The sequence below is a fragment of the Streptomyces sp. NBC_01381 genome, assembly GCF_026340305.1.
Lineage (GTDB): Bacteria > Actinomycetota > Actinomycetes > Streptomycetales > Streptomycetaceae > Streptomyces.
In genome coordinates this window covers 218859-237491 of sequence record NZ_JAPEPI010000003.1, presented here as the reverse complement: position 1 = coordinate 237491, position 18633 = coordinate 218859, and the positions used below count along the sequence as shown (strand labels likewise).

At 71.9% G+C, this 18633-nt stretch carries 18 protein-coding genes; 9 read left to right on the top strand and 9 right to left on the bottom strand.

What is annotated here, in order from left to right:
• Positions 1-113: 113 nt before the first annotated feature.
• Both OG453_RS39290 and OG453_RS39285 read right to left on the bottom strand, forming a co-directional pair.
• Entirely contained in the window at positions 114-1067 is a 954-nt protein-coding gene (locus OG453_RS39290; protein ID WP_266873871.1) for a DMT family transporter, read from the bottom strand.
• A 32-nt stretch (positions 1068-1099) separates the two neighbouring features.
• Positions 1100-1711: a TetR/AcrR family transcriptional regulator gene (locus tag OG453_RS39285; protein ID WP_266873508.1), complete on the bottom strand. Its 612-nt coding sequence runs from the start codon at positions 1709-1711 to the stop codon at positions 1100-1102.
• A 169-nt stretch (positions 1712-1880) separates the two neighbouring features.
• Here OG453_RS39285 and OG453_RS39280 point away from each other — a divergent pair, with 169 nt between their 5' ends.
• The 5 genes from OG453_RS39280 (at position 1881) to OG453_RS39260 (ending at position 7052) form a co-directional block, all read left to right on the top strand.
• The gene (locus OG453_RS39280; RefSeq protein ID WP_266873507.1) at positions 1881-2729 is read left to right on the top strand and encodes a class I SAM-dependent methyltransferase; all 849 of its coding nucleotides are present in this window, start codon (positions 1881-1883) and stop codon (positions 2727-2729) included.
• Positions 2730-2740: 11 nt separating this feature from the next.
• Positions 2741-3373 carry a GNAT family N-acetyltransferase gene (locus OG453_RS39275; protein ID WP_266873506.1) on the top strand — a complete coding sequence of 211 codons (633 nt, stop codon included), beginning with the start codon at positions 2741-2743 and terminating at the stop codon, positions 3371-3373.
• Positions 3374-3598: 225 nt separating this feature from the next.
• Positions 3599-4906, top strand: a complete 1308-nt coding sequence (locus OG453_RS39270) for an MFS transporter (RefSeq protein ID WP_266873870.1) — start codon at positions 3599-3601, stop codon at positions 4904-4906.
• Positions 4907-4995: 89 nt separating this feature from the next.
• Positions 4996-5667 (top strand): response regulator transcription factor, encoded by a 672-nt coding sequence (locus OG453_RS39265; RefSeq protein ID WP_135334879.1) that lies wholly within the window; start codon positions 4996-4998, stop codon positions 5665-5667.
• Positions 5667-7052, top strand: a complete 1386-nt coding sequence (locus tag OG453_RS39260; protein ID WP_266873505.1) for a HAMP domain-containing sensor histidine kinase — start codon at positions 5667-5669, stop codon at positions 7050-7052. Before OG453_RS39265 ends, OG453_RS39260 begins: the two co-directional genes overlap by 1 nt.
• Positions 7053-7536: 484 nt before the next feature.
• Here OG453_RS39260 and OG453_RS39255 read toward each other — a convergent pair whose 3' ends face one another.
• The 3 genes from OG453_RS39255 to OG453_RS39245 are packed head-to-tail and all read right to left on the bottom strand — an operon-like array spanning position 7537 to position 10439.
• Positions 7537-8511 carry a TAXI family TRAP transporter solute-binding subunit gene (locus OG453_RS39255; protein ID WP_266873504.1) on the bottom strand — a complete coding sequence of 325 codons (975 nt, stop codon included), beginning with the start codon at positions 8509-8511 and terminating at the stop codon, positions 7537-7539.
• Complete coding sequence (locus OG453_RS39250) at positions 8508-9173, bottom strand: GntR family transcriptional regulator (protein ID WP_266873503.1); 666 nt, start codon at positions 9171-9173, stop codon at positions 8508-8510. Before OG453_RS39250 ends, OG453_RS39255 begins: the two co-directional genes overlap by 4 nt.
• A 57-nt stretch (positions 9174-9230) precedes the next feature.
• Positions 9231-10439, bottom strand: coding sequence for a CaiB/BaiF CoA-transferase family protein (locus tag OG453_RS39245; RefSeq protein ID WP_266873502.1), 1209 nt, complete (start codon positions 10437-10439; stop codon positions 9231-9233).
• 157 nt (positions 10440-10596) lie between these two features.
• Between OG453_RS39245 and OG453_RS39240 the strand changes: the two genes are divergently transcribed.
• Complete coding sequence (locus tag OG453_RS39240) at positions 10597-11763, top strand: acyl-CoA dehydrogenase family protein (protein ID WP_266873501.1); 1167 nt, start codon at positions 10597-10599, stop codon at positions 11761-11763.
• 114 nt (positions 11764-11877) lie between these two features.
• Positions 11878-12384 (top strand): substrate-binding domain-containing protein, encoded by a 507-nt coding sequence (locus tag OG453_RS39230; RefSeq protein ID WP_323178736.1) that lies wholly within the window; start codon positions 11878-11880, stop codon positions 12382-12384.
• On the opposite strand, the gene OG453_RS39225 is transcribed toward OG453_RS39230, so the two are convergent.
• Positions 12362-12931 carry a cupin domain-containing protein gene (locus OG453_RS39225; protein WP_266873500.1) on the bottom strand — a complete coding sequence of 190 codons (570 nt, stop codon included), beginning with the start codon at positions 12929-12931 and terminating at the stop codon, positions 12362-12364. The two genes, OG453_RS39230 and OG453_RS39225, sit on opposite strands and share 23 nt — an antisense overlap.
• A 125-nt stretch (positions 12932-13056) precedes the next feature.
• On the opposite strand from OG453_RS39225, the gene OG453_RS39220 reads away from it, so the two are divergent.
• Complete coding sequence (locus tag OG453_RS39220) at positions 13057-13554, top strand: hypothetical protein (RefSeq protein ID WP_266873499.1); 498 nt, start codon at positions 13057-13059, stop codon at positions 13552-13554.
• A gap of 16 nt (positions 13555-13570) precedes the next feature.
• Here the strand turns inward: OG453_RS39220 and OG453_RS39215 are convergent, their stop codons facing one another.
• Positions 13571-13930 carry a zinc ribbon domain-containing protein YjdM gene (locus OG453_RS39215; protein WP_266873498.1) on the bottom strand — a complete coding sequence of 120 codons (360 nt, stop codon included), beginning with the start codon at positions 13928-13930 and terminating at the stop codon, positions 13571-13573.
• Positions 13931-13984: 54 nt separating this feature from the next.
• Complete coding sequence (locus tag OG453_RS39210; RefSeq protein ID WP_266873497.1) at positions 13985-15016, bottom strand: trans-acting enoyl reductase family protein; 1032 nt, start codon at positions 15014-15016, stop codon at positions 13985-13987.
• A 97-nt stretch (positions 15017-15113) separates the two neighbouring features.
• Here OG453_RS39210 and OG453_RS39205 point away from each other — a divergent pair, with 97 nt between their 5' ends.
• Positions 15114-16067: a GlxA family transcriptional regulator gene (locus OG453_RS39205; RefSeq protein ID WP_266873496.1), complete on the top strand. Its 954-nt coding sequence runs from the start codon at positions 15114-15116 to the stop codon at positions 16065-16067.
• Between the two features lie 20 nt (positions 16068-16087).
• Here OG453_RS39205 and OG453_RS39200 read toward each other — a convergent pair whose 3' ends face one another.
• Entirely contained in the window at positions 16088-18409 is a 2322-nt protein-coding gene (locus OG453_RS39200; RefSeq protein ID WP_266873495.1) for a LuxR C-terminal-related transcriptional regulator, read from the bottom strand.
• Between the last annotated feature and the right edge of the window lie 224 nt (positions 18410-18633).

Genomic DNA, 18633 nt, shown 5'->3' with positions numbered 1-18633 from the left:
GCACGGCATGGGCAGTCAGAAACTTGCGGGACGCTGATCAGCTGACGCCCGTCATCGTGACGCAACCCGACCGTTGGCGTCCATGAAGAGGTTCGCCCCCGCCCCGAGGAACCTCAGGCCCCGGGGCGTACAAGGTCCTCTCGCGCCGCATCGTCTCCCGCGGCCTGGCCCGGAACCCGCCCTCGGCGTCGGGTGGCGCCCGGCGGACTGGTGAGGACGGCCAGGCAGGCGATGACCAGGGCGATGCCGGTCCAGCCGGTGGTGGGGAGGCGTTCGCCGACGACCAGGACGGCGAGGACGGCGGCGACGGCCGGTTCCAGCAGGGTCAGGGTGGTCGCCGTGCTGGCGGGCACGTGTGCGAGGCCCCAGCCGAACAGGACGTACCCGGCGAACATGGGGACGAGCGCCATGTAGGTGCCGACGGCGGCGTTGGACCAGGAGTCGATGAGCGGCGCTCCGGTGGCAAGCAGGACGGGCAGGAGGAGCAGACCGCCGAGGCCGAAGACGGAGCCCATCGCCGCGCGGGAGGGGATCTCGCGGGTGATGAGGCGGTGCGCGGCCCAGGAGTAGAGGGCGTAGGTCGCGGCGGCGACCAGGCCGAGGCTCACGCCGAGCAGGGTGTCGGCCACCGATGACGGGCCCCCGCCGCCGGCGGCCTCGGCGACGCACAGCAGGACGGTGCCGAGCAGACCGAGGGCCGCCGCCAGCATCCAGCGGCGCGTGAGCCGGCGGCGGTCCATGAAGCGTTCGATCAGGGCCGAGGCGAGGGGAGCGGTGCCGAGCGACACCACGGTGCCGACCGCGACCCCGGCCAGGTGCATGGAGCTGTAGAACGCCAGTGGGTAGACGGCCACCGCGACCGCACCGAGCAGTACCGTGCCGCGCTGGGCGCGAAGGCGGGCCGCGTGGCGGGCGATCTGAGGCGCGGCGACGAGGGCCTGGAGGAGGCCGCCGAGGCCCATGGCGACGGCGCCGATGGCGAGCGGGCCCACGTCCGGCGCGAACGTCGCGGCCGTGCCCGTCGTGCCCCAGAGAACCGAGGCAGCAAGTACGCACAGTGCGCCCATCCCCGCGGACTGGACTCGCCCGTCGGGCCGCTTCACATCCGGTCCAGGACGGTGACCGCCATGGCGCGGGCGTGCTGGAGGCGGCCGCCGTCGCCTTCCAGGCCGGCCCGGGCCATCGCGCCCTCCAGCAGGAAGGCGAGGTGCTCGGCCATCGCATGCGCATCGTCCGGGCGCTCGGGCAGCAGCTCCTCCAGGTGGTCGGCGATCAGGCGCTCGACCTCCTCCTTGTGGGCGCGCACCACGGCCCGGCCGTCGTCGCCGGCCGGGAGTTCGGCGGCGGCGTTGAGCAGGCCGCAGCCGCGGAAGCCGTGCTCGTAGGCGAAGGCCGCGTGGTCGGCATAGGCGTCGAAGACCGCCAGAACGCCCTCGCGCGGACCCTTGGCCTGATCGAGCCGTGCCCGGTACAGGCCGAGCCACTCCTCGTGCCGGGCGTCCAGGTAGGCGCGGACCAGGTCGGCCTTCGAGGAGAAGTTGTTGTAGAGGCTCATCTTCGCCACGCCGGCCTCGGCCGTGATCGTGTCGATGCCGGTCGCCGCCACACCGTCCGCATAGAAGCGGCGGGCAGCGGTTGCGAGCAGCCGCTCGCGGGCCGGTCGCCGCCGCCCCCGCTCCGGCGTGGGCGTCCTCGCATCGGTCTCGCTCATCACAGTCCAAACTAGGTAGGTAGGTCTACCCAGATTAGATGAAGGGCGGGAATCATGGAAGCGGGGCGGGGTCGGCTCCGCGGAGCGAAATCCCACTGATGAGTGACCTATCTGCGCAGAGGAGTGATGCTCCTTGCCGGGGCGCCGACCGGGTTGTGACCATCGCCCGATGGACGGACGGAAGCGGAATGCCGAGCTGGACGGTGTCGCAGAGACGACGCTATGGACGTTGCACCACCGCGCTCTGGCCGCGAGAAACCCCGGCTCGGCCCTGACGGACCCGAAGGCGATCGAGGTGATCGACGCCGTCGACTACCCCTTTGAACGGCGGTTCGGCACCGGCAACTGGGGCTTGGCACAGGGGATGGCGGTACGGGCACGCTGTTACGACCGAGAGGTGCGCCGCTTCCTGAAGGACCACCCGGACGGCACGGTCGTCTCGCTAGGGGAGGGTCTGGAGACGCAGTTCTGGCGGGTGGACAACGGCAGGGTGCGCTGGCTCGGGGTCGATCTGCCCGAAGTCGCGGAGCTGCGGCAGCAGTTGCTGCCGGACGCGCCGCGCCACCGCACGCTGCCCTGCTCGGCCACCGACGCGCGGTGGATGGACGAGGTCGACGCCTCGCGCGGGGTGCTGATCATCGCCCAGGGGATGCTGATGTATCTCCCGCTGGACGTGGTGCACCGGCTCATCGAGACGTGCGCCGCACGTTTCCCCGGAGCGGAGTTCGTCTTCGACACCCCGCCCGCCTGGATGGCCGCCCGCACCGCACGGGGGCGGTGGAAGTACCCCGCCGGATACCGGCCGCCGCCGATGCTCTGGGGGATGACACCGGCGCATCAGCGGGGGCTCCATGCAGTGCATCCGAACATCGCCGCCGTACGAGCGGTTCGGGAGCCACGGGGCCGGGGCTTCCTCTGCGGGTGGCTGCTGCCGCTGGCCGGCCTTCTTCCCGCGATCCGCGCGCGAAAGCCGCTCTGGGTGACGCGCGTGTCTTTCGGTCTGACGGAACATCACTAAGGAGTCAACAGATGACGAATCGCCTGGCAGCCGAGCAAGTCTGCGCGCCGCGAGCACCGAGCAGGGCCGTTCTCGTCGAGGGCGCCACGCTGCGGCTGCGAGAGTTCCTGCCCGGCGATGTCGAAGGCGTACTCGGTATTTTCGGCGACCCGCGCACCACCCGCGAGTTTGGCATGCCGCCCTTTGAGCGCGCTGACGCCGCGGCGCTTGTCGAGCAGGCCAGGGCGGGCGCCGCGCGGACTCCTCGCACGCACTACCGGCTTGGCGTCAGCGAGATCGCCACGGGCGAGCTGATCGGCTCGGCGAAGCTGATCGTCGAGGACCAGTCGGGCGAGGGCGGCATGGTCCGCGTCGGCTACCGCAGCGCAGAGGTCGGTCTCGCGCTGCGCGCCGACCGCGTGAGCTTCGGCCACAGCGTCGAGATCGGCTTCCTGCTGGGCGTTCTGGGCTTCGACCGGCTCGGACTGCACCGCGTCTGGTCGGGATTCATGCCGTCCAACATCGCCGCGCAGCGGGCCATCGAGAAGGCCGGCATGGTCCGGGAGGGAGTGCTGCGCCACTACGGCCATGTGGACGGCGTGTGGCACGACATCGTCCAGTACTCGATTCTCGAGGACGACTGGAAGTCCCTCTGCGGCCGGTGAGCGGCCGGTGAGTTGCCGGTGAAGCGCCGGGGCGAACGTTAGCCGCATGTTAGATCTCGGACCCGACCGTTGTCGGATGATCCTTCGCGCGGTGAACCTGCGGGGGCCTGCTGCTCTGCCTGCGGGCCGACCTGCCCGCAACGTGTGAGGAGATGCCCGGTGACAACGTCACTTCCCGGCGCCGTCGACAGCCCGCCGCCACCCGCAAGGAGCCCCTGGAAGGCGCTGGTCGGCGGCTCGATCGGCAATCTGGTCGAGTGGTACGACTGGTTCGTCTACTCCAGCTTCGCCGTGTACTTCGCCTCGTCGTTCTTCCCCGAGGGAAACTCCACGGCGCAGCTCCTGAACACCATGGGCATCTTCGCCGTCGGGTTCCTGATGCGCCCGGTCGGCGGGTGGCTGCTCGGCCGGCTCGGCGACCGCAAGGGGCGCAAGGCGGCGCTGACCGCGACCGTGAGCCTGATGTCGGCGAGCGCACTCCTGATCGCCATCGCGCCGACGTATGACCAGGCCGGATACCTCGGCGTCGTGGTGCTGCTGGTCGCCCGGCTGCTGCAGGGACTCTCGGTCGGCGGCGAGTACGCGGCCAGCGCCACCTATCTGACGGAAGCGTCGGCTCCGGGCCGGCGCGGCTTCGCGTCGAGCTTCCAGTACGTGTCGATGACGCTGGGCCAACTGTGCGGCCTGGCCCTGCAGATGGTGCTGCAGCGGACCATGGACCCGGACACGCTCACCTCGTGGGGGTGGCGGATCCCGTTCTTCGTCGGCGCACTCGGCGCCGCGGTCGTCTTCTACCTGCGGCGCAATCTCCTGGAGACCGAGGCCTACGAGGAAGAGGAGGACGTGGCCACGGATCCTCGCGCCGGCCGCGGCACGTTGCGCGCACTTGCGCCCTACAAGCGGGAGTTGGTGCTGGTCCTCGCCCTGACGCTGGGCGGTTCGGTGTCGTACTACACGTACACCACGTATCTGACCAAATACCTGTCGAACACCGCGGGCCTCGCCAAGCAGGACGCCACGCTGGTGAGCTTCTGCGCGCTGACGGTGTTCATGTGTCTGCAGCCGCTGGGCGGCATGCTGTCGGACCGGATCGGGCGGCGTCCGCTGCTGATCGCGTTCGGGGCCGGATCGATGTTCGGGAGCGTGCCGCTGCTCTCCGCGCTCGGCGGCGTGGACGGCTTCTGGCAGGCCTTCGGTCTGATGCTGATCGCCCTGGTGATCGTCACCGGCTATACGTCGATCAACGCGGCCGTGAAGGCGGAGCTGTTCCCCACCCATGTCCGGGCCCTCGGCGTGGCGCTGCCCTATGCGCTGGCGCAGGCGCTGTTCGGCGGCACCGCCGAGTACGTGGCGCTGTGGTTCAAGAACGCCGGCGTTGAATCGGGCTTCTACTGGTACGTGTCGGGCTGCGCCGCGGTGTCCTTCGTGGTGTACCTGGCGATGCGCGAGACGCGGGACATCGCGCTCAAGCGGTCGGAGCGCGAAGCCGCGGCGGGGGAAACCAAGCCGGTGGCCGAGCCGGCCGGGCGATGAGCCGGGTCACGGGCCGTAAGGCCTGATCAGGGGCGGCGTACCCTGTCCGGGATCAAGGGGGCGGGGTACGCCGAATCGAGGAGTGACGGATGCAGGTGCTGCTCGTCGAGGACGACGACCGTCTTGCCGAGGTCCTGGGCCAGGCGCTTGCGGCGCGGGGGCACCGCACGGTGCGGGCCGGGCGGGCCGACGACGCGCTGCGGCTGAAGCAGGGCATGGACTTCGTGCTGCTCGACCTCGGTCTTCCGGACCTGGACGGGCTGCAGCTGCTGCGCAGGCTGCGCAAGGTGTCCGCCGTACCCGTCATCGTGATCACCGCGCGCTCGGACGAGGGCACCGTGCTCCAGGGGCTGCGCTCGGGAGCCGACGACTACCTGGTCAAGCCGTTCCGCATCGAGGAACTCCTTGCCCGGATGGACGCGGTGATGCGCCGCACCGGACGGACCGGCTCAGGTCCCGCGCCCGCGCCGGAGACCGTCCGGGTCGGCGACGTGGCGGTCGATCTGCGCGCCCGGGAGGTGACCGTGGCCGGGCGGCCCGTCGCCCTGACCCGGCGCGAGTTCGACGTCCTGGCGCTGCTCGCCCGTGAGCCGGGCGTGGTGCGGGCGCGCGAGGAGATCCTGGACGCGGTGTGGGGCGACGCCTACTTGGCGGTGTCGCGGTCGCTCGACGTACACATAGCCGGGATCCGCGCCAAGACCGGCTGTCCGGGCCTGATCCGCACCCTGCGCGGCACCGGCTACCGCCTTGCCGAGGACTGATGCGCCGCCGCCTGCGCCTGACGTACGTCCTCCTGATCGGCGCGCTGCTTGGTGCCCTTGCCGTGCCGCTGGGCCTTGCCTACGCACAGCAGCGCACGCATCAACTGCTCCTGGACCGCCGCGCGGACGCCACCCACCTGGCCGGTCTCGCGGAACAGGCGGTACGGGAGGGCGGCCCGGCCGAAGCGGACCTGGCGGCGGAGGTGCGCCGTTACACCTGGCTCTACGACGCCGGCGCAGAGGTCAGGGACGCCACCGGAGCGGTCCTTGCGGCGGGCGGCGGCGTCGGCGACGGCGCGCGCGACGCCCGGCACGGAGCCCTTGCCGGGCGGACCACGGAACGACTGCCGCTGGTGACGCCGTTCGGGCCGCGGCGGGTGACGGTGGCCGAACCCGCGGGACGGGACGCCCAGGTCGTCGGCACGGTCCTGCTGGTCGCCCCGGCGGACGCGGCGCGCCGGGACGTCGCCCTGGTGTGGGCGGCGCTCGCGGCGGGCGCCATCGCGATGTTCGCCGCGGCCTATGTGGCGGCGGGACGCCTCGCGCGATGGACGCTGCGGCCGGTGGCGGAGCTGGACGCGGCGACGGAGGCGATCGCCGCGGGGCAGTTGCACGCGCGGGCTCCGGTCGGCGGCTCAGGGCCTTCGGAGCTGCGGCGCCTCGAGGAGCGGTTCAACGCGATGGCCGACACCGTGGCCGCGGTGGTGGAGCGGCAGCGGGCGTTCGTCGCGGATGCCTCGCACGAGCTGCGTACGCCGCTTGCCGTGCTGACGCTGCGGGTGGAGAACCTGCGGTCGGAGCTGACCGACCCCGGATCGCAGGACTACGAGCGCGCCCTCGACGAGATCGACCGGCTCAGCGCCCTGCTCGACGACCTCCTCGCCCTCGCCCAGGTGGAGAGCGGCACGCCCGCCGCCGTGGAACCCGTGGACGTGGTGGGCGAGGTGCGGCCGAGGCTGGATGCCTGGGCGGAGGTGGCCGAGGCGCGCGGGATCGGCTTCGCGGTCCGGCTGCCCGGGGAGCTGACCGCCCGCTGTGTGCCGCAGACCGCGGGGCGTGTCCTGGACGTCGCGGTGGACAACGCGCTGAAGTTCACCCCGGAGGGCGGGCGGGTCGAGGTGAGCCTGGCCGAGGCCGCGGGGGAGGTGGTGTTGCGCGTCGCCGACGACGGACCGGGGCTGCCGCCCGATGAACTCGCCGTGGCCAGGGACCGGTTCTGGCGCTCGCCCCGGCACTCCAACGTCGACGGCAGCGGGCTCGGCCTCGCCCTCGCCGATGAGCTGGCGCGCGCGAGCGGCGGCAGCCTGGACCTGCTGCCGCGGGAGCCGCACGGCCTGGTGACGCGGTTGCGGCTGCCGATTCAGTCGTCGGGGGAGCGGCGGTAGCGGTACGCCTGCCGCTTTCAGCTGTGAGCGGTGCGGTAGTGGCGGTGTACCTGTCGCGTCAGCCGTCGGCGGTGCGTCTGTAGCGGTTGCGCCTCCTGCTCTGGCGGTAGGCGGCGCGGCAGTGGTGGTTGCGGCTGCAGTTTCAGCCGTGGGGGGGGGTGCGGTAGTGGCGGTGTACCTGTCGCGTCAGCCGTTGGTGGTGTGTCTGTAGCGGTTGCGCCTCCTGCTTTAGCGGTAGGCGGCGCGGTAGTAGTGGTTGCGGCTGCAGTTTCAGCCGTGGGGGGTGCGGTAGTGGCGGCGCCGCCCGCAGCTTCGGCCGTTGGTGGTGTGCCTGTTGCGGTTGCGCCTCCCGCTTCAATCGTGAGCGGCGCGGTAGCTGTGGATGCTCCTGCCGCGTCAGCCGTCGGCGGCGCGGTAGTAGCGGCCGCGGCTGACCCTTCAGCCGTAAGCGGCACGCCAGCAGCGGCTGCGCCTCCCCCCCCCCTCAGCCGTAAGCCCCCCGGTAATAGGCGACAGCCCCCGGGTGCAGCGGCACGCTGCCGGTGCCGATCGCGTACCGCTCGTCGAGATAGCCGCCCGGCACCTCGGGGCCCGGCAGCTGTTCCCTGGCTTCGAACATCACCCGGGTCACCGCCTCCGCCACCTGCGCGGAGAGGTCACGGCGGGCCACCAGATAGCTGGGGACGCCCACCGTGGGCACCGCGTGCGGCACCCCGTAGGTGCCGGCCGGCACCTCCACCGGGACGTAGGGCGCACCGTGGCGTTCGCGCAGGGCCGACGCCTGGCCGTCGAGCGGCAGCAGACGCACCGGCGTCCCGGCCGCGAGGCGGGTGATTGCCGCCGTGGGGATGGTGCCGCACCAGAAAAGGGCCGCGATGTCGCCGCGCTCCAGCGCCCGCGTGGACGCGTCGAGATCGAGCCGCACCTCCCGCACCGGGCGGGACAGACGGGCGGCGGCGAGCACCCGTTCGGCCACCACGGCGGTGCCCGAGCCCGCCGCGCCCACGGCGACCCGGCGACCGGCCAGGTCCGTCAGGCTCCGCAGAGGGGAGTCGGCGGGGACGGCGAGGTGGAGGTAGTTGAGGTAGATCCGGGCCAGTGCCCGTACGGGGACGGGGGTCCGGAAGCCGCCCGCGCCGGCCCGCGCGTCCGCGGCGGTGTCCCCGAGGGACAGGGCGAGATCGGCGTCGCCCGTCGCGAGGAGACGCAGGTTCGCCACGCTGGCCGAGGTGTGCAGGACATGGGCCCTCAGCCCCGGCTCCCGGGCGCCGAGCTCGCGGGCGAGACGCTCCCCGAACCGGGCGAAGGGGCCGCCCCGCGCACCTGTCGCCAGGGTGAGACGTGCCGTCGGTCCTTCGGATCCGCCCGGCAGGCATCCGGATGCGGCGGCGAGCAAGGGGAGGGCGGCCGCGGTGGCGCCCAGGACGGCCCGCCGGCCGGGACCCGGGGCCGGTGTCACTGCGCCGCGAGGATCTCGCGCAGGGTGTCGACGGCGTGCGCGCGGTGCTCGTCGAGGTGCCGGACGGCGGTCTCGACGTCACCGGCCCGCAGCGCCTCGACGATCGCGCGGTGCTCGTGGACGACGCGCTCACGGTTGGGCGATGCCACGTAGTACAGGGAGCGGTAGGCGTCCGTCGCGTCCCACAGCGTGGAGATCAGCCGGATCAGCCGGGGCATGCCGGACGCCTCGATGAGGGCGAAGTGGAAGCGCCGGTTGGCGGCGGCCATCGCGCTGACGTCGCCGGCCTCGCTCGCCTCCTCCACGGCGCGCTCGGCCTCGTCGAGCGTGTCGAGGAGCGCGGGGGAGAGCCGGGTACAGGCCTCGCGGACGGCCTCGGCCTCGAGGAGTTCGCGGATGCGGTACACCTCGCGCAGGTCGTCGAGGGACAGCTCCGTGACGAAATAACCGCGGTGCACCCGGTGGACGACCATGCCTTCGCCCTCGAGGATCTTCAGCGCCTCCCGCAGCGGCACCCGGCTCACCTCAAGCCGCTCGGCGAGCGCGTCCTGCCGGATCGCGGTGCCCGGTTTCAGCTCGCCGCTGGTGATGGCGCGCCGCAGTTCGTCCAGGACGAACTGCTGGGCGGTCGGTGGCCGCCGCCGCTGTGCCGTGCTGCTCATCACCCGTCACCTCTTCGTTTCCGGCGCCCGGTACTCGGTCACGCCGCGTCCATCTTCCTACCCGGCCGCATCCGGTGCGTCCGCGGCCCCGGCCTGCTCAAGGCCGAGCTCGGCGAGGAGCGCCGCGGTGTCCTCCCCGAGGCGTGGCGGCGCGGTGCGGTAGGCGGCGGGCGTGGCGCCGAGCCGGATGGGGTTGGCCACCTGGGCGGCGGGTGTCTCCCGGCGCGGGTCGTCGATCGCCGTCCGCGGGTCGAGCCCCAGGCGCTCGGCCAGGTCGAAGGCCGCGGCCATGTCGTTGATCGGGCCGCAGGGAACCCCCGCTGCGGTCAGGTCCTCGAACCACTCGTCCGCGGTCCGCGCGGACAGGGCCGCGGCGAGCTCGGGCAGGAGTTCCTCCCGGTGGGCGACCCGCGCGCTGTTCGTCGCGAACCGCTCGTCGTCCGCGAGGTCCGCCCGGCCGATGCTCGTGCACAGGGTGCCGAACTGCCGGTCGTTGCCGACCGCGAGGACCAGCGGCCGGTCCTTCGCCGCGATCACTTCGTACGGGACGATGCTCGGGTGCCGATTGCCCATGGCCTGCGGCACCACCCCCGCACCGACGTACGCCGACGACTGGTTGGTCAGCGCCGACAGGAGTGACGACAGCAGGGACACCTCCACCTTCTGGCCGGCGCCGGTGCGCTCGCGGTGCCGCAGCGCGGCGAGGACGCCCATTCCGGCGTGCAGGCCGGTGATCACGTCCACCAGGGCCACGCCCGCCTTCGTGCCCTGCCCGCCTGGCTCCCCGGTGACGCTCATCAGGCCGCCCATGGCCTGTACGAGGAGGTCGTAGCCGGGCAGCCGGGCGCCGGCGTCGGTGCCGAACCCGGTCACCGAGCAGTACACCAGGCCGGGGTTGAGGGCCCGCATCTCCTCGTATCCGAGGCCGAGACGGTCCATGGTGCCGGGCCGGAAGTTCTCCACGACGACGTCCGCGCGGGCCACGATCGCGCGGGCCGCCTCCTGCCCCGGCTGCTGGCCGAGGTCGAGGGTGACCGAGCGCTTGTTGCGGTTGACGCCGAGGAAGTACGTGGCCTCCCCGTCGGCGAAGGGCGGGCCCCAGGCCCGGGTGTCGTCCCCCGTGCCCGGCCGCTCGATCTTGATCACCTCGGCGCCGAGATCGGCAAGGAGCATGGTCATGTACGGCGCCGCGAGCACCCGCCCGAAGTCGGCGACGACGATCCCTGACAGGGCCCCCTGGGGGGCGGGGCTGAACTGGCCCGGCATGGCGGCTCCCTTCCTCTGGCCCGAAAACCTACGTACGGGGGAGCGGATAATCAATACTGGATCCAAAATCCGATCTAGGGCTAGCCTATGCCCGACCGACCCCGCACACCACGACCTGCACACCACGACCCGCACCCCCCGATCCGGAGGCCGCCCCATGCGCACCCACCCCTTCGACCTCTTCGCCATCGACGGCCTGCTCGCCGAGGAGGAGCGCGAGATCCAGCGCACCGTCCGCACCATGGGTGAGCGCGAGCTGCGCCCGCAGGTCGCGCAGTGGTTCGAGGACGGCGCCATACCCGCGCGTGAACTCGCCCGCGAACTGGGCAAGTTGGGGGTCCTCGGCATGCACCTGGAGGGCTACGGCTGCGCCGGCACCAGCGCGCTGTCCTACGGCCTCGCCTGCCTCGAACTGGAGGCCGTCGACTCCGGACTGCGCAGCCTGGTGTCCGTCCAGGGCTCCCTCGCGATGTACGCGATCTGGAAGTACGGCTCCGAGGAGCACAAGCAGGAGTGGCTGCCCGGGATGGCCGCGGGCGAGAGGATCGGCTGCTTCGGCCTGACCGAGCCCGACGCCGGCTCGGACCCCGGCTCCATGCGCACGGCGGCCCGGCGCGACGGCTCCGACTGGATCCTCAACGGCACCAAGATGTGGATCACCAACGGCTCGGTGGCCGACGTCGCCGTCGTCTGGGCCCGCACCGACGAGGGCGTACGCGGCTTCGTCGTCCCCACCGACACCTCCGGCTTCTCCGCCCCCGAGATCAAGCGGAAGCTGTCGCTGCGCGCGAGCGTCACCAGCGAGCTCGTGCTCGAAGACGTCCGCCTGCCCGCCGAGGCCATGCTGCCGTCCGCGCGCGGGCTCTCCGGACCGCTCGGCTGCCTGAACGAAGCCCGCTTCGGCATCGTCTTCGGTGCCCTCGGCGCCGCCCGGGACTGCCTGGAGACGGCGATCTCCTACGTCGGCGACCGCACCGTCTTCGGCCGCGCCCTCGCCTCCTACCAGCTCACCCAGCAGAAGCTCGCCGACATGACGCTCGAACTGGGCAAGGGCATGCTGCTCGCGCTGCAACTCGGCCGCCTCAAGGACGAGGGGCGGCTGACGCCCGAGCAGATCAGCCTCGGCAAGCTCAACAACGTACGCGAAGCCATCGCGATCGCCCGTGAGTGCCGCACCCTGCTCGGGGCCAACGGCATCACCCTCGAGTACCCGGTGATCCGCCACGCCAACAACCTCGAGTCGGTCCTCACCTACGAGGGCACCAGCGAGGTCCACACCTTGGTGATCGGCAAGGCCCTGACCGGCGAGGGCGCCTTCCGCTGATCTGTCAGTCCTTATGGACCTCGGCCCGGTCCACGCTCACGAACGACCCCTGGGACTGTCCGTTGTGCTCGCCGGTCACCCGGATCCGCAGCGCGTGCCGGCCGTTGTCGAGGCGTGGGCTGCGGTACTGCAGGGTCTCGCCGGTGCGGATCGCGCCGTGGAAGTCGACGCGTTGCTCGGGCTCCCGTCGACGCTGATGGCCGCGATGCCGTTGCCCGTGTCGCGTACCGAAAGGAAGGTGCGCGGCCGCCAGGGCACGGACCGGCTGCGCACGCCTACCACTGGCGCGACGGAGCCCGTGCCGCGGCCGCGCTGATGGACCGTCGGCCCCGCCCGGACGTGCTGCTGTGCCTCAACGACCACCTGGCTCTAGGTGCGCTGCGGGCCCTGTACGAACGGGGCAGTGCCGTGCCGGGCGACCTGGACGTGGTGGGTTTCGACGACATCGAGACCTCCCGTTTCAGCGTGCCCAGCCTGACGACGGTCGCCCCCGACAAGCGGGAGATCGCCCGCGTCGCCGTCTCGCTCCTGCTGGAACGCGTCGAGGGGGCCGACGGCGGTCCGCCCCGGGATCACCTGGTCGGGCACCGGCTCATGGTCAGGGAGAGTACGGGCGGTTGACGTCGGCGGCACCGGGCTCGCCGCCCAGCACGTACAGCTCCGGCAGGTTGACCACGACGGCCTCCTGTGTGCTGCGGGCGATGACCACGACCGCCTCCTCGCCGGGGCTGGGGTTCTCCTCGCGGTGCGGTACGTACGGAGGGACGAAGACGTAGTCGCCCGGTGCCGTGCGGATCCGGATCTCCTGCGGGGTCCCGCCGGAGTCGTCGAGGAAGACGAACTCCGGGTGGCCCTTGATGACATGGATGGCGGTCTCGGACGCGCCGTGATGGTGGTTGGAGGAGGCGGTGTTCGGGGCGACGTGCGTCTGGCCCATCCAGATGTGCTCCGAACCGACGCTCCGCCCGCTGATCGCGGCGAACCGCCGCATGCCGCCGGACTGCGCGGTCTCCCCGTCCAGGGCATCGGCGCGGATGTGATGCACGCGGGAGTTGAGCGGTGGTGCCCCGGCCTCATGGCCGGGGAGGTCGGGGTGGAAGGCGTCACGAGGAGCGGCGGCCGACTCGTCGTCGGAGGACGAGGGCGAGGGTGCGGTGTGTGGGGCCATCGGAGCATCCTGTCACCACGGATCATCCTCTGTGCCCCACCTCACTTCCCGCCGCGTATACGCCACCGTACAAACGGGCTATCGTCGCCATATACGCATCCGTATAAGTGAACGGAGACAGCGAGATGACACCCGCCTTCGACGAACGCGAACGCAAGGTCGATGGTGCTGTGGGAGTGCACCGTCTCCCCGAGTCCTTCCGCGCGCTGAGCTCGCTGTCCGTCATCGATTACGTCGACCGCTTCGCCATCGCCACGGATGTCGTCGCCTCGCCGGAGCGGTGGGCCCGGGCCATGTTCGGCGACGTCCCCAGCCCCGCCGCGCGGTTCATCTGGCGCGGTCTGCTCGGGATCCGGCTCAGCCGGGGGCGATCGCCGCAGACCGTGGCCGGCTGGCGGATCGCCGGACGCGGCGAGGACTGGGTGCGGCTCGAGGCCGCCTCCTGGTTTCTGACCGGCAATCTTGTCGTGCGGGCGGCCGACGGGCGGGTGTCCCTGGGCACGTTCCTGCGTTACGACCGGTGGTTGGGCCGACTGCTGTGGCCCCCGCTGTCCGCCGTCCACCGCCGACTGGTACCTGGCGTGCTGCGCGACGCGGAGGCGAAGGTACGAACCGTGCGCTGAGGCAATGAAGCGGCCCCTACGCCTTCTTGACCACGCTGGACTTGAGCTGCATCGGGCCGAATCCATCGATCTTGCAATCGATGTCGTGGCCGTCCACGCCGTCCGCCACGAGGCGGATGTTGCGGACCTTGGTGCCCGCCTTGATCCCGGCCGGGCTGCCCTTGACCTTCAGGGTCTTGACCACGGTCACCGTGTCGCCGTCGGCGAGCACATTGCCGACCGAGTCCTTGATGACGGCGGGCGCACCGCCGGAGTCGGGGGTCTCGGCGGATGCCGGGGACCACTCGTGCCCGCATTCCGGGCAGACCAGCAGTGCGCCCATCTCGTACGTGTAGGCGCCGGCGCACTCGGGGCAGGGGGGAAGGTTCTCGCTCACGGCAGCAGTCTAGGTGCTGACCAGGCAAGATGCCGCGGCGGCCGGTCCTGCCGGTCAGTGCGGAAGCTCGACCGACAGGTACGGGTGCAGCGCCCGCAGGAAGTCCGCCGCGTCGAACATCGCGCCGGCCGACGCAACTCCCGTGGTGCGGGTCTGCCCGGCCAGGATGCGCCGCACGGCCTCCACCGCCAGGGGGGCGGTGACGGCGTAGATGTCCTGGCCATGGGCCGTGGCGCGCCGCTCGACGCCATCGGCGCGGACGATGACGTCGACGACGAACGTCTGGTCCGAACGGCCCAGGTCGTCGACCGGCTCCGGCGCCGGTGTGTCCTCGTCGGCCAGGTCGCGCGCGGCGTCGGCGGCCATATACGTGCGGACTTCGGGTACGGCCACGTGGCTGGGGACGGTGACGACATCGGCCATGGTGAACTCCGCGAGCACCGCCCGCCGGCCGAGCGGCTCGGGGAAGTCCCAGTCCTGCTCCGGCAGCTTGTCGTCGTGGAACTGCAGCTCCCCGCCCGCGAACCGCAGTCGACGGCCCCCGCGCCGGTCATGGGACACCTCGCCCGCGGCTCGGGTGCCCGCCGTGGGATGCCAACTGGTCAGCCCGTAGGCGACATGCGCCTCGTCGGCGGCGGTCCACTCGCCCATCGCCGCGGTCACCAGCAGATCGCCGAGACCGCCGAAGAAGGCCATCGCGGGCACCACGGGCACGTCGGCCTTCCGGGCCGCTTCCGCGTGATCCGCGAACATCGCGACGTTCGCCTCGATCTCCGCCGCGACATCGACGTACGGGATCCCCGCGCGCAGCGCCGCCTCGACGACCGGGCCTCCCGTCACCGCGAACGGCCCCGCGCAGTTGATGACCGCCGCCGCTCCGGCGAGGGCCCGGTCCAGCGAGGCCGCGTCGTCCACGGTGGCCGGCCGCACCTCAACATCCCCGAACTCGGCGGCCAGCACGGTCAGTTGGTCTGCGTTGCGGCCGGAGACGATCGTGCCGAAGCCGCGTCTGCGCAGTTCGGCGACGATGAAGCGACCGGTGTGCCCGGTCGCGCCGTAGACCACAACTGCTCCTGCTGTACCCATGGTTCCCCCGCTCTCGATGTGCTGATGGGTCCAGTGTTGCCGCCGATGCGGCCCGACCGTGATGGTCCGGAACGACAACACCCGTACACTTTCGGACATGCCCACTGTCGCGCTGCCGGCCGCCGGTCACCTGCTGCACTTCGAACTGGCGGTGGCGTACGAGATCTTCGGCAATCCGCCGCGCGAGGCCACCCGGGGCTGGTACGACGTACTGCTCTGCGGGCCGGGACCGGTGCGGGTCGGCCCGTTCACGGTCGATCCCGACCACGGTCTCGAGCGGCTGTCGGATGCCGACACCGTGATCGTGCCCGCCTGCGCCGACATCGACGATCCGCTCCCGGCGGAGCTCGTCGACGCCGTGCGGGCGGCGCACGAGGCGGGTGCCCGGGTCGCCTCCCTGTGCACCGGGGCGTTCGTGCTCGGCGCCGCGGGCCTGCTGGACGGCCGGCGGGCCACCACCCACTGGGCTCATGCCGCGGAGCTGAGCGCACGCCATCCGCGTGCCCTGGTCGATCCGGACGTGCTGTACACGGACAACGGCAGCGTCCTCACGGCCGCGGGCAAGGCCGCCGCCGTCGATCTCTGCCTTCATCTGGTCCACATCGACCACGGCGCCGCCGTCGCCAACGCCGTCGCCCGCCGCCTCGTCGTGCCGCCCCATCGGCCCGGCGGCCAGGCCCAGTTCGTGTCCACGCCCGTACAGACCACGGGCGACCACACGCTGTCCCACCTGCTCGCCTGGGTGCAGCAGCGCCTCGACAAACCGCTGACCGTGACCGACATGGCGCGGAAGGCCAACACGAGCCCGCGCCATCTCGGGCGGCAGTTCCGGTCGGTGATCGGGCAGACGCCGCTCCAGTGGCTCCTGGCCCAACGCGTGCGCCGCGCCCAGGAGTTGTTGGAAGCCACCGACGACAGCATCGAGGCGATCGCGCTGGCCACCGGCATGGGCACCGCCACGACCCTGCGGCGCCAGTTCAAAAGGGTCGTCGGGGTCCCGCCCCAGATCTACCGGCGCTCGTTCCGCAGCGTCAGGCCTCCAGGCCCGTGATCACGCCTCCATGCCCGTGATCAGGCCTCCAGGCCCGTGATCTGCGTCCGCGATGTGAGCCCCAGCTTGCTGAGGATGTGCTCCACGTGGGCGTCCGCGGTCCGCTTGGAGATGACGAGCCGTTCGGCGATCTGCCGGTTCGTCAGTCCCTGCGCGACCAGCGCCGCCACCTCCCGCTCCCGGGCCGTGAGGCTGCCCGGCTGTGCCGTGGCGCGGTCCCGTGCCCGTGGCACCGGCGCCGAGCTCCGACGCGCAGGCGGCTCGGCCTCGGCGCGCGGCGTGGGCTCGGGGAGCACGTCCGTGTCCTCGGCCACATGCGTCACCGACTCCGCGAGGCTCAGCCCGGCACCTCGCTCGTGCTGGGCCGCGTACGCCGAATCTCCCAGCGTCGCCCGCGCCTTGGCGACGGCCGTGTCGTGTTCAACGTGCAAGATGGCCACGTTGAACAGCCGCACGCCGCCGATCCTGACCCAGATCGCCTCGGCACTCCCAAGGAGCCACGCGGCACGCTCGTCGCGTCCCGCGCGCGCCGCGGACCAGGCGAGCAGTTCCAGCGCGATGGCCGCGCCGAGCCGGTCGTCCACGGTCTGCTTCAGGGCCAGTGCCTCGCGGCCGAGTCTGTCCCGTTCCTCGGCCCGGGCGTCGTCCTGCGAGAGCCACAGTGCCAACTGCCGGTAGAGCAGGCAGTAGCTGCGGGTCCAGCACTCGCCGGGGGCCGCCTCCAGCGCCCGCAGTCCCTCGCCGGACACCTCCCAGGCATGCCCGACATCGCCGACGAGGGCCGCGCCGAACGTCTGGATGAAGCAGGTGATGGCGAGACCGTCGCTGTCGCCCAGCTTCCGGAAGGCGTGGCGAGCCGCGTCGAAGTCACGATGCGCCTCGTCCAGACGTCCGCGGAACTGGGCCAGGCAGCCGCGGAACTCGACGGCGTACGCCGCACCGCGCGCGTCGCCCATCCGCTCGGCCATGGCCAGTGACTCCAGGACGTACGGCTCGGACTCGTCGTGCCAGCCCAGGACCATCAGGATCCAGGCGAGGCGGTGCAGGCCCTCGACCCGCTCGGGGCAGTCGGACTCCACCGAGGCCAGGCCGGACTTGATCCAGCGGGATCCCTCGCGCAGCCGCCCCGTCATGATCCAGTGGGTCCACAGCCGGGTGGCCAGGCCGAGGCCGCGCCGCGCGAGTTCGGGGTCGTCGTGGCCGGTCCCGTACTCCAGGGCGACCCGGAAGTTCTGCAGGCAGCGGGCGATGGCCGTCAGCTGCTCCGGCTGCCGGTCGCTGTGGAAAGGGCGGTCGGCGCGCTCCGCGAACGCGGCGAAGTACTCCAAGTGTGCCCGGCAGTAGGCCTCTTGCTCGCCGCCCTCCGCGAGCTGCTCGGCGCCGTACTCGCGCAGGGTGTCAAGCAGTCGGTAGCGCGCCTCGTCCGATTCGACGCGCAGCACCACCGACTTGTCGACCAGACCGATGAGTTGCTCGAGCACGGCCTCTGCGGGCAGTTCGCCGCCCCCGCACACGGCCTCTGCGGCCTCGGCGTCGAAATCCCCGGCGAACACCGACAGTCTGCGCCACAGCGTCCTTTCCTGCGGGGTGCACAGGTCGTGGCTCCAGTCGATGGTGTCCCGCAGCGTCCGGTGCCGGTGCACCACGCCCCGGCGGCCGCCGGTCAGCGCCTGGAACCGGTGCTCGAGCCGGGCGGCAAGATCGCCCAGCGGAAGCACCCGCAGCCGGACCACGGCCAGTTCGATGGCCAGCGGAATCCCGTCGAGCCTGCGGCAGACGGAGGTCACGGCGGCGCGATTGGCCTCGGTGACGGCGAACCCGGGCACGACGGCGGCGGCCCGCTCCCCGAACAACTGCACCGCCTCGCGGTCACAGGGCAGCGGCGTGATCGGGTAGGCGAACTCGCCCGGCACATCGAGCGGTTGCCGGCTGGTGGTCAGGACCGTGACCTCGGGTGCCATGCGCAGGATCAGGTCGGCGAGCATCGCGCAGGCGTCCACCAGGTGTTCACAGGTGTCCAGGACGAGCAGCAGCCGCTTGCCGACGAGATACGCGACCACGAGATCCACCGGGTCACGGTCCCCCTGCTCGGAGAGTCCGAGCGCCGCTGCCACCGTGTGCGGCAGCAGCACCGGGTCGTGCAGGGACGACAGCTCGACGAAACAGGCACCGTCGGCGAAGCGCGGCAGCGCGGTGCGGGTGGTGCGCAGCGCGAGCCGTGTCTTTCCCACCCCGCCGGGCCCGATGAGCGACACCAGGCGGGCCTTGTCCACCAGCGCGCCGACCTCGCGCAGCTCTCGCTCGCGTCCGATGAAGCCCGTGACTTCGAGGGGCAGCCCCACGACATGCTCTGTGACATGTCCCCACCGCATTGTGTGTGCCCGCTTTCGCCCGCCGTGCGCCTGACTGGGAGTTCCCACGCTACGCGCCGTTGCATACTCTGCGGTGCTGTTCCGACCACTCTCCGCAGTTGTCAACGCGAAGGTGGCGAGGACGAATGGATCGAGACACCCGACGTGGCTGGAACATGTCCTTCCGTACGGTGAGTGCCTCGGGTTCCGTGGTC

What these genes read in the sequence shown, in the direction of transcription:
- OG453_RS39225 (WP_266873500.1), bottom strand. Translation starts at nt 12,931, where the DNA reads ATGGCCCCACACACCGCACCCTCGCCCTCGTCCTCCGACGACGAGTCG.
- OG453_RS39210 (WP_266873497.1), bottom strand. Translation starts at nt 15,016, where the DNA reads ATGGGTACAGCAGGAGCAGTTGTGGTCTACGGCGCGACCGGGCACACC.
- OG453_RS39240 (WP_266873501.1), top strand. Translation starts at nt 10,597, where the DNA reads ATGCGCACCCACCCCTTCGACCTCTTCGCCATCGACGGCCTGCTCGCC.
- OG453_RS39280 (WP_266873507.1), top strand. Translation starts at nt 1,881, where the DNA reads ATGGACGGACGGAAGCGGAATGCCGAGCTGGACGGTGTCGCAGAGACG.
- OG453_RS39220 (WP_266873499.1), top strand. Translation starts at nt 13,057, where the DNA reads ATGACACCCGCCTTCGACGAACGCGAACGCAAGGTCGATGGTGCTGTG.
- OG453_RS39260 (WP_266873505.1), top strand. Translation starts at nt 5,667, where the DNA reads ATGCGCCGCCGCCTGCGCCTGACGTACGTCCTCCTGATCGGCGCGCTG.
- OG453_RS39285 (WP_266873508.1), bottom strand. Translation starts at nt 1,711, where the DNA reads ATGAGCGAGACCGATGCGAGGACGCCCACGCCGGAGCGGGGGCGGCGG.
- OG453_RS39205 (WP_266873496.1), top strand. Translation starts at nt 15,114, where the DNA reads ATGCCCACTGTCGCGCTGCCGGCCGCCGGTCACCTGCTGCACTTCGAA.
- OG453_RS39290 (WP_266873871.1), bottom strand. Translation starts at nt 1,067, where the DNA reads ATGGGCGCACTGTGCGTACTTGCTGCCTCGGTTCTCTGGGGCACGACG.
- OG453_RS39265 (WP_135334879.1), top strand. Translation starts at nt 4,996, where the DNA reads ATGCAGGTGCTGCTCGTCGAGGACGACGACCGTCTTGCCGAGGTCCTG.
- OG453_RS39245 (WP_266873502.1), bottom strand. Translation starts at nt 10,439, where the DNA reads ATGCCGGGCCAGTTCAGCCCCGCCCCCCAGGGGGCCCTGTCAGGGATC.
- OG453_RS39250 (WP_266873503.1), bottom strand. Translation starts at nt 9,173, where the DNA reads ATGAGCAGCACGGCACAGCGGCGGCGGCCACCGACCGCCCAGCAGTTC.
- OG453_RS39275 (WP_266873506.1), top strand. Translation starts at nt 2,741, where the DNA reads ATGACGAATCGCCTGGCAGCCGAGCAAGTCTGCGCGCCGCGAGCACCG.